The organism is bacterium (assembly GCA_030654305.1).
Lineage (GTDB): Bacteria > Krumholzibacteriota > Krumholzibacteriia > LZORAL124-64-63 > LZORAL124-64-63 > PNOJ01.
Genome location: JAURXS010000254.1, coordinates 1 through 3,319, shown reverse-complemented (window position 1 = coordinate 3,319; position 3,319 = coordinate 1). Strand labels below are relative to the sequence as shown.

At 74.1% G+C, this 3,319-nt stretch carries 4 protein-coding genes; all 4 read right to left on the bottom strand.

Annotated elements, in window-relative coordinates; genetic code table 11:
• Positions 1 to 106: 106 nt before the first annotated feature.
• Positions 107 to 613 (bottom strand): hypothetical protein, encoded by a 507-nt coding sequence (locus tag Q7W29_07280; GenBank protein MDO9171614.1) that lies wholly within the window; start codon positions 611 to 613, stop codon positions 107 to 109.
• A 91-nt stretch (positions 614 to 704) separates the two neighbouring features.
• A complete protein-coding gene (gene mtgA / locus Q7W29_07275; protein MDO9171613.1) occupies positions 705 to 1,406 on the bottom strand; it encodes a monofunctional biosynthetic peptidoglycan transglycosylase in 702 nt (233 codons plus the stop codon).
• 37 nt (positions 1,407 to 1,443) lie between these two features.
• On the bottom strand, positions 1,444 to 2,877 hold the full coding sequence (locus Q7W29_07270) for an alpha/beta fold hydrolase (protein ID MDO9171612.1): 1,434 nt from the start codon (positions 2,875 to 2,877) through the stop codon (positions 1,444 to 1,446).
• A partial coding sequence (locus Q7W29_07265; GenBank protein ID MDO9171611.1) for a hypothetical protein occupies positions 2,874 to 3,319 on the bottom strand: 446 nt, incomplete at its 5' end. The genes Q7W29_07265 and Q7W29_07270, both read right to left, overlap by 4 nt.

Here is a 3,319-nt window from a genome sequence, read left to right as displayed (position 1 = left end):
TGGAGATGAAGAAGGGGGGAGCGGCGCTGGTGCGCTGCGACGCGCCGCCCCTCGCCGGGACCGCAGCGCTGATCTGGTTGCTGCCCCCTCGCGTCCTGCTCGCCGTTCAGCGGTAGATCGACTTGATCAGCCCCCACGCACCCATCGGCGCGGGGGGCTCCACCCCGGTGCTGACCAGGCACTCGGGCGGCGCGGCGGGTTCCGCGTGCGGCACGTCGGCGCGGCCCGGCGCGGGCACCGTGACCGAGCCGGTCAACTCCCGCCAGCTGCCGGACTCCGCATCGAGCCAGCGGAACACCACGTCCCAGTCGCCCGGCGGGACGTCGGCCACGAGGGCTTCCAGGTCGAAACAGCAGATGCAGTCGCAGGGCGATTCCTCCAGGACGCGCTCGGTCACCGTCAGCACGCCCGCCGCCGCGGCGACGTCGTAGAGGATCGGTTCGGGGCAGCAGTTGTACATGGCGCCGGTGTGCGCCAGCATCACGGCGCCGGTGGCGGGGGCGACGTCGAGCCGCAGCCCGTCGGTATCCGTGCACCACGGGCCGCCGGCACGGCCGATCGCCGCCGGGAGGATCAGCAGGAGGATCGTCAGTAACCTGAGTGTCGGATGCATCGATGCACCTCCGGTGTTCCGGGAGTCCATCAGGGGCTTATGAAAACATGATATCAGCATCCGGATCCGCGGGCAACGGCCGGCCCGACCGCTACCAGCGCTTCAGCGGCGCGGTGAACTCCGAGCCGTCGATCCCGCCCATCTGCCGCCGGATCTCGCCCTGCCGGCGCAGCACGTAGGCCGAGGGCCGGCCGGCGTTCATCCGCCGCGGGTTGGGCAGCACGGCGGCTAGGCGCGCGGCGCGGTCGCGGTCGACCTGGTCGGCACCGACGTCGAAGTGGCGGCGGCAGGCCGCCTCGGCGCCGAAGATCCCGTCGCCCCATTCCGCGATGTTCAGGTAGACCTCCAGGATGCGCGTCTTGGGCCACAGCAGTTCCAGCCAGAACGTGAACCACGATTCCAGCCCCTTGCGCACCCAGCTGCGCCCGGTCCACAGGAACAGGTTCTTGGCCGTCTGCTGGGAGATGGTGGAGGCGCCGCGCAGGCGCCCGCCGTCCTCGGCCTCCGCCATCGCCTTGCGGATGGCCGCGACGTCCCAGCCGCGGTGCACGAAGAAGCGCTGGTCCTCCGCGGCGATCGCCGCCAGCGGCAGCGCGCGCGCGAGGTGCGCCCGGGACTTCCAGCGGTAGTCCAGCCGGAACTCGCGGTGCTGCAGCTTCGCCTCCCACCAGCGCTGGACCATCACGCCCGACACGGGCGGCGGCACGAAGCGCAGCGCGAGCACGACCAGCACGGAGCCGGCCACCCAGGCGGCCGCCAAGCGCCAGGTCCAGCGCCAGAGCCGCCGCGGCAGTCCCGCCGTTCGTGTGCGCAGGGACACGGCACTCCTCTCAGCGGACGGGGCACCGCGCCAGGATCCAGTCGCGGACCGTGTCCAAAGCGACGGGGCTCATCGTCTCCGCGATCTGTCCGTACTCGCCCGGATGGCCCGTCGCCGCCGTCTGCAGCAGGTGGTTGAGGCCGGGCAGGCGGCGGATGGTCGCATCCGGGTTGCCGCCCTCGCGCAGCGCGCGCTCGATCTCGGTGAGGTTCTGGTCGGGGTCCACCTGCAGATCGCGCCCCCCGTTGATCGCCAGCACGGGGCAGCGCACCCGGCGCAGCGCCTCGCGGGGATCGAGCGCCGTCGCGTAGCGGAACCAGGGCGTGATCATGCCCGACACGGCGGCGTCCAGCACGGACTTCAGCGCGGCCGGCTCCTTCGCCCGCTCGGGATGGGCCGCCTGCTGGGCGAGGGCGAACTGCTCGAGGTCCGTGCGGATCGTCGCGCTGTCGGCGCCGGCGGCCAGGCGTTCGAGCGCCAGGCGGGTCTGCGCCAGCTCGTCCGCGATCGTCAGCGAGTCCGTCCCTCCCGCCTTCATGATCAGTTCGGCCTGGCGCAGGATCACCTCGCCCAGAGGGACGCCCGTGCCCGCGAGCAGGACCACGAAGTCGACGGCCTCGGGCGCGCGGGCTGCGGCCAGGGGCGCCGCGATGCCGCCCTCGCTGTGACCGATCAGGCCGACGCACCCGCCGGCGATGTCGGGCCGCGCCCGCAGCAGCGCGACGCCGGCCAGCGCGTCGTCCGCGAAGTCCGCGGTGGTGGAGAGGGACACCGAGCCGGTCGAGCCGCCCACGCCGCGGTCGTCGGCGCGCAGCACCGCCACGCCGGCGCGGGTCAGGTGGTCGGCCAGCACCAGGAACGGCTTGTGGGCGAACAGCTCCTCGTCGCGGTTCTGCGCGCCGCTGCCGGTCAGCAGCACCGCGGCCGGGAAGGGGCCCGTCCCCTCCGGGAGCGTCAGCGTGCCGGCCAGCACGACGTCGCCGTTGCGGTAGGTCACCTCTTCGGCGCGGTAGGGGAACGGCGGTTGCGGTTCCTGGGGACGCTCGGGCGCCGCCGCGGCCTCGCGCCCGAGGCGGAAGGGGAAGGTCATCCCGTTCTGGGTGAAGTCGCCGGCCAGCCGGCCGTCGGCGAGCAGGCCGTGGAAGGTCGGCGCACCGGGGATCTTCGCGATGGCGAACACGACGGAGTCGCCCGCGGCCCGCACGTGCTCGAGCGGCAGGCCGGTCGCCCCCTGCATCGGGATGTCGATGGTGCCGGACCAGGCCCCGCCTTCGCCGGCGAGGTCGACCTTGATGCCGAGTTCCTGCCCGGGCAGGACGATGGCGCCCTCCCAGTGGCCGGCGGCAGCCGGGACGCTCGGCTCCGCCCGCGCCGCGGTCGCGGCGGCGAGGGCGAGCGCGAGGACGACGGGCGAGGCGAGGCGCGTGCGGATCCGGTGCGTCATGTTCGTGTCCCGTGGTTGAACGTGGAGAGCAGCAACCGGGGATCGTCCCCGATCAACAGGTCGGCGCCGGCGCCGGCCGCGGCGCGCGCGGCGCCGGCGTCGTTGAGCGTCCAGACGGCCAGGCGGGCGCCGGCGGCGTGGACCGCCGCGGCGACGTCCGCCGTGACGGCCTCCTTGCGCAGCGACAGGGTGCGCGCGCCGAAACCCGCGAGCAGGGCGGCGGGATCGGGACCCGGCTCGCGGGCGATCACGCCCAGGGGCCAACCGTCGCGGTCGCCGGCCATCGCCGCCAGCAGGTCGGGTTCGAAGGACTGCACCTCGAGGTCCAGGCGGCCGCGCCAGGGCGCGAGTTCGCGGCGCAGGTCCGGCCAGGACCGCATCCCCTTGACCTCGACGAAGACCGTGAACGCGGGACCTCCCGCCGCCAGCGCCGCGAGCGCGT

What these genes read in the sequence shown, in the direction of transcription:
- Q7W29_07280 (MDO9171614.1), bottom strand. Translation starts at nt 613, where the DNA reads ATGCATCCGACACTCAGGTTACTGACGATCCTCCTGCTGATCCTCCCG.
- Q7W29_07270 (MDO9171612.1), bottom strand. Translation starts at nt 2,877, where the DNA reads ATGACGCACCGGATCCGCACGCGCCTCGCCTCGCCCGTCGTCCTCGCG.